7 protein-coding genes and 1 pseudogene are annotated in these 3,996 nt (G+C 60.7%); 4 read left to right on the top strand and 4 right to left on the bottom strand.

Translation table 11 applies throughout. The annotated features are described in order from the left end of the window. Positions 1 to 372, top strand: a pseudogene (locus tag J2Y63_RS35290) (hypothetical protein); the annotation flags it as partial. 211 nt (positions 373 to 583) lie between these two features. Here the strand turns inward: J2Y63_RS35290 and J2Y63_RS35285 are convergent. From J2Y63_RS35285 to J2Y63_RS35270, 4 genes are all read right to left on the bottom strand, one after another. After that, positions 584 to 793, bottom strand: coding sequence for a DUF2945 domain-containing protein (locus J2Y63_RS35285; RefSeq protein ID WP_435269822.1), 210 nt, complete (start codon positions 791 to 793; stop codon positions 584 to 586). 17 nt (positions 794 to 810) lie between these two features. Continuing rightward, a complete protein-coding gene (locus J2Y63_RS35280; protein ID WP_435269821.1) occupies positions 811 to 1,050 on the bottom strand; it encodes a DUF2934 domain-containing protein in 240 nt (79 codons plus the stop codon). Positions 1,051 to 1,130: 80 nt separating this feature from the next. Beyond that, the gene (locus J2Y63_RS35275) at positions 1,131 to 1,427 is read right to left on the bottom strand and encodes a PRC-barrel domain-containing protein (RefSeq protein WP_435269820.1); all 297 of its coding nucleotides are present in this window, start codon (positions 1,425 to 1,427) and stop codon (positions 1,131 to 1,133) included. A 310-nt stretch (positions 1,428 to 1,737) separates the two neighbouring features. Then, positions 1,738 to 2,232 carry a BON domain-containing protein gene (locus J2Y63_RS35270; protein WP_256119592.1) on the bottom strand — a complete coding sequence of 165 codons (495 nt, stop codon included), beginning with the start codon at positions 2,230 to 2,232 and terminating at the stop codon, positions 1,738 to 1,740. Between the two features lie 175 nt (positions 2,233 to 2,407). Here J2Y63_RS35270 and J2Y63_RS35265 point away from each other — a divergent pair, with 175 nt between their 5' ends. From J2Y63_RS35265 to J2Y63_RS35255, 3 genes are all read left to right on the top strand, one after another. Further along, the gene (locus J2Y63_RS35265) at positions 2,408 to 2,644 is read left to right on the top strand and encodes a hypothetical protein (RefSeq protein WP_435269819.1); all 237 of its coding nucleotides are present in this window, start codon (positions 2,408 to 2,410) and stop codon (positions 2,642 to 2,644) included. Positions 2,645 to 2,920: 276 nt separating this feature from the next. Further along, complete coding sequence (locus tag J2Y63_RS35260) at positions 2,921 to 3,166, top strand: hypothetical protein (protein WP_435269818.1); 246 nt, start codon at positions 2,921 to 2,923, stop codon at positions 3,164 to 3,166. A gap of 313 nt (positions 3,167 to 3,479) precedes the next feature. Then, positions 3,480 to 3,794: a hypothetical protein gene (locus J2Y63_RS35255; RefSeq protein ID WP_435269817.1), complete on the top strand. Its 315-nt coding sequence runs from the start codon at positions 3,480 to 3,482 to the stop codon at positions 3,792 to 3,794. Positions 3,795 to 3,996 lie beyond the last annotated feature (202 nt).

Genomic DNA, 3,996 nt, shown 5'->3' with positions numbered 1-3,996 from the left:
CGTGGCGTGCATGCATTGCCGGAACAGCCGACATCCTCGGAGACATTTGCCAAATATTCCCGGTCGTCCTGGCGCGACGAACGCGGCACGGATGCAATCGAGCTCTATCGGATCCCCCGTATGGCCCACGGCACACCCGTCGATGCCTCCACCGGCTATGGCCACGGCGCACCCTTCATGCTCGATGTCGGCGTTTCCTCCACCGTGGAGATCGCAAGGACGTGGGGACTTGCGGCCTCCTTCGAGCGCCGCGAGCGTCCGAAGGCCGAAGTCATCGACGAGCGTCCCGCCATACACCCGAGCGGCGGTGCTGGAAACAAGATCCAATCCGTCATCGAGAATGCACTGCGCTCGGCCGGGCTGATGAAATGATGTCACCGTGGCTCACCTGACACGCCACATATAGATGGTCGGCGGAGCACGTCGCTCCGTCGTTGTTCTGGCAAGAGACCGACGGTCCGCCCGTTACAATTCCGAGAGCGAAGGGCTGGATCGGCGGCGAGGCCAGCTGCACCACGCGTCATCCGAAATCGTCAATGTCCATCTTGCCGGCCGTATTCGAGGCTCACATCCGACAAAGGGTCTAGGCCTTCTTGAGCGCCTCTGGCTTGTGCGCTGCCCGCTTGCCCGATTTGTCGCTTTCGACGATGAACTGAGGATCATCTTTCGTGGCCTTGACGGTATGGCCCTTGATCCTTGTTTCGCTGGTCTGCTTCCTTACGACCTTGCCTTCGGTTTCGCCCTGGCTGGTCTCCCAGTTCACCTTGTCGCCTTTTTTGAACTTGTCGCTCATCTTGGCCTCCAGCAACGTCAATCGGGGCTCGCCACTGAGGGAGGCCTGATGTTTGCGGGCTCGCTTTCCCCGCCGCCGCGCGCGAATTCGTCGTCGGCTTGCTGATTGACCCGGGTCACGTCATCCGACTCCTGCTCGGTCAACTCCACTTCCTCTCCGGCGCGCCTCCAATGGTCGGCGTGTTGGCCGTACGGACGGCCTTCGTCCTCCCAGATTTTATAGGCGCGCTCACGGTGCTGCTGCTCCTTATCCACCATTTCAGTCTCCGCGATTTTTGAGCCGATCCACGACCAAAAGCCCGGCATCGAGCCGGGCTTCAGGTCTGCTGAAATACCTGTCAGTGATGGTGTTCGGGCATCGCCTTGAGCTGGTCCTTGGTCCAGGCCGTCACCGCGTGAACGTCGCCGTCCTCGTCGCGCATGAACTCGAGATCGGTCAGCGGAACGCCGACCGGCTTCGCACCGATGCCAAGGAACCCGCCGACGTCGATCACAGCGGTGCTTCCGGAGCCAGCGCCGTGGACATGGTCAAGGGTGCCGACCTTGTGGTCGTCCGCCCCATAAATGGTTGCGCCTTCCAGAACGTCAGGCGTCATTTCGGCAGCGGTGAGACGTACGTGATTTGTATGGTCCATGTCGGTTTCCTCCATTGAATAGGAGTTTGGGAAACCCGCATGGCTCCTCTTTGTTCCGCGAGGACGACCTGCGATTTTGCGGTTCTCAGCGCAACGACAGCCCCCTGTAGTCGGCTATGATCGAAGAGACGTCGTCGAGCGCAGTCTTCGCATCGACTCCACCGGCTTTCCGAGCCTCACCACATCATTTCCGGTTGGATCTCGGCAAATGGACGCGCCGCCCCTATTAGGAAGGCGCGTCCTGCCGGCCACGTCGCTCCAGCGTCGTCCGCCCCATTCCCTAGAACGAAGGCGCCGTCGCCGTTGGATCCTATTCTTCGCTATCGTTCGGAATATGGCTATCGACGCCCCGCGTCAGCAGCTCCCGCGCATGCACATTGCGAACGCCCTTGACGGCGCGGATCGAGCCAATGAGATGGCGACGATCGTCCTCGCTGTCGATACTGCCATCGATGTCGACCACGCCGTCGCGGACGTTGATCTCCAGGGAGGCAAGGTCGATCTGCTTGTCGCCTTCAAGTGCTAGCGTTATGCGCTCTTCCAGTTCGTCGTCCGCGATCACATCTTCCGTCCCGTCGGAAAATGGCAGGGGAGCGCCGCTCACGTCGGTCGCCACCGGATCGAGCGACACCTCGACACCCTCATTGTCCAACTGGTCGAAGTTTGCGTCCGGGGCGCCATAGGGTGCGTTCCGCGCTTCGCGTGGATCGGCGTCCTTGTCGGCATAGGGCCATCCATCGCGGATGTCCCGTTGCTCGAAGTCACGAAAATCGTCTTCACGTGAGACTTGCTTGCGGTCGGCCATCGCTTTCTCCACTTCATTATTCCTGCTGCATTGGGAAGATCGAACCGATCATGACGCACTTTGTTCCCTGCTTGCCCTGCTGCGCGGGGTCTGTGCGCTTATGCGGCAATCACCTTGCGCCCTATCTTGATGGTGCGGATGCTGTTAGCACCATTGGGCAACATTGGAGAAAGCCGTGACCCTCAACGAAAAATTCAAAATCATTCTCGGCGCCTTCCTTAGCCCGCGCTACGGGGTCTCGCCGTCTGCCCCCCGCGGCACGGTAGAAAACTACTCCAGAAAACATGGGTTGGCCGGCTCGGACTTTTCCGAGACCATCGAAGCGGCCATAAGCGCGGGATTGATCTCGATCGGCTCAGACTCGTCGTTCTCAATTCGGGAAGCCGGCCGCACCAAACTGGCACGGCGCTAGCCAAGAGCTGGAGCCGCAAGCGCAGAATGACCCCCTGAATAGGTTGGCGTGTTCATCCGCGAGACCTCACCAGGATAGCGCTCTCGGACGTTTCAGGCTTCAAGCAACTTCCAAATTTGTCTTGCCGTCGATGCGAGGCTCGGAGCCGCTCGAACCAAAGCCAGTGAACCGCGTTACTGGTGCGCTACGCTATCCGTATTGGATTTATTCCAAGAGGACGAGGCAAGGCGCGAGGCCAGTCAAAGCCCCGACTGGCCTCGTTCGAAAGGAGACACCATGACGACGCTTATCACCTCGCCACGCAAACCAATGAGTGACGCCTCCGCGCAGAGCGACTGCGAGAACGCTGTTGCACGACCAGTGTGCGAATTGATCGACAAAATCACTCAAGCGGGCTGGGCGCCGGAGATTGCCTATGCGGCAGTCAAAAAAGTGCTGGAGGACCAGACGCATGCCTACGCGAAACACCCGCGGCCTGCTGAGGGCCGTAAGCCCAGCCCATTTCCGCTCGCGCCGGTTTGATAGGAGTCGACCCTGTGAGACTGAAAGCCAATGTCATGGGCATTTGTTTGCTCACCACCTTCGTCCTCATCTTCGGATCGATTATTAGTATGGTGCTGTTCTCGGCAGGAACGGCTCCAACGACAATGAGCGTCGAGGCCCTCGCAAAGCAAGAGGCGCACTAGTGCCTAAAGGCGCCAAACAATCCTAGATCCGGACGTAAAAGTGCTTGAGTAGGGCAAGCAAAAGCATTCGGACGTCCCGCGTATGAAAAGGCGATGTTCGTGGCTAATCTAGTGGCTCAGCGCCGCAGCAAATCCCGTCCCGGCAGCAAATGAGGAAGATCGGCGCCGGTGCAGGTTTACCCCTTGCCCGCCGCAGGATGCGAGCCATATCGCTCAAAGTAAGTCCCTCAGGAGCAAGATCGATTTCCCGACGCGCCCTCCCCATCCTGCTGATCCCGCTGAGCGGCTGTACCGGCGCGCAGTCGGCGCTCGACCCGGCGGGAGAGGAGGCCGCGGCGGTTTTTCAGCTCTTTCTTGTCATGGTGGTGGGTGGCGCGCTGATCTGGATCGCCGTGGTCGGCCTGCTGATCCATGCGGGCGGCGGCGCGAAGCGCCGTGGTCGGCGGAGAAGGCCGGGCGGCTGATCGCCTGGGGCGGGGTCGCCTTTCCCGTCGTGGTGCTTCTGGCGCTGCTTGCCTATGCGGTCTGGCTGATGCCTGCGATCCGGCCGTGGCTGGCGCGCGTCGCCCCGGCGCCGGAAACGATCGACGTCACCGGGGAGCAATTCTGGTGGCGGATCCGCTATCCGGCGAGCGACGGCATGGCGGGCTTCGAGACGGCAAACGA

Origin of the sequence: Shinella sp. BE166 (assembly GCF_051201095.1) — a bacterium.
GTDB lineage: Bacteria > Pseudomonadota > Alphaproteobacteria > Rhizobiales > Rhizobiaceae > Shinella > Shinella lacus.
This window is presented reverse-complemented; position numbering and strand designations above follow the sequence as displayed.

Coding starts and splice junctions, on each gene's coding strand:
- J2Y63_RS35285 (WP_435269822.1), bottom strand. CDS start 793: ATGAGCGACAAGTTCAAAAAAGGCGACAAGGTGAACTGGGAGACCAGC.
- J2Y63_RS35280 (WP_435269821.1), bottom strand. CDS start 1,050: ATGGTGGATAAGGAGCAGCAGCACCGTGAGCGCGCCTATAAAATCTGG.
- J2Y63_RS35275 (WP_435269820.1), bottom strand. CDS start 1,427: ATGGACCATACAAATCACGTACGTCTCACCGCTGCCGAAATGACGCCT.
- J2Y63_RS35270 (WP_256119592.1), bottom strand. CDS start 2,232: ATGGCCGACCGCAAGCAAGTCTCACGTGAAGACGATTTTCGTGACTTC.
- J2Y63_RS35260 (WP_435269818.1), top strand. CDS start 2,921: ATGACGACGCTTATCACCTCGCCACGCAAACCAATGAGTGACGCCTCC.
- J2Y63_RS35255 (WP_435269817.1), top strand. CDS start 3,480: ATGAGGAAGATCGGCGCCGGTGCAGGTTTACCCCTTGCCCGCCGCAGG.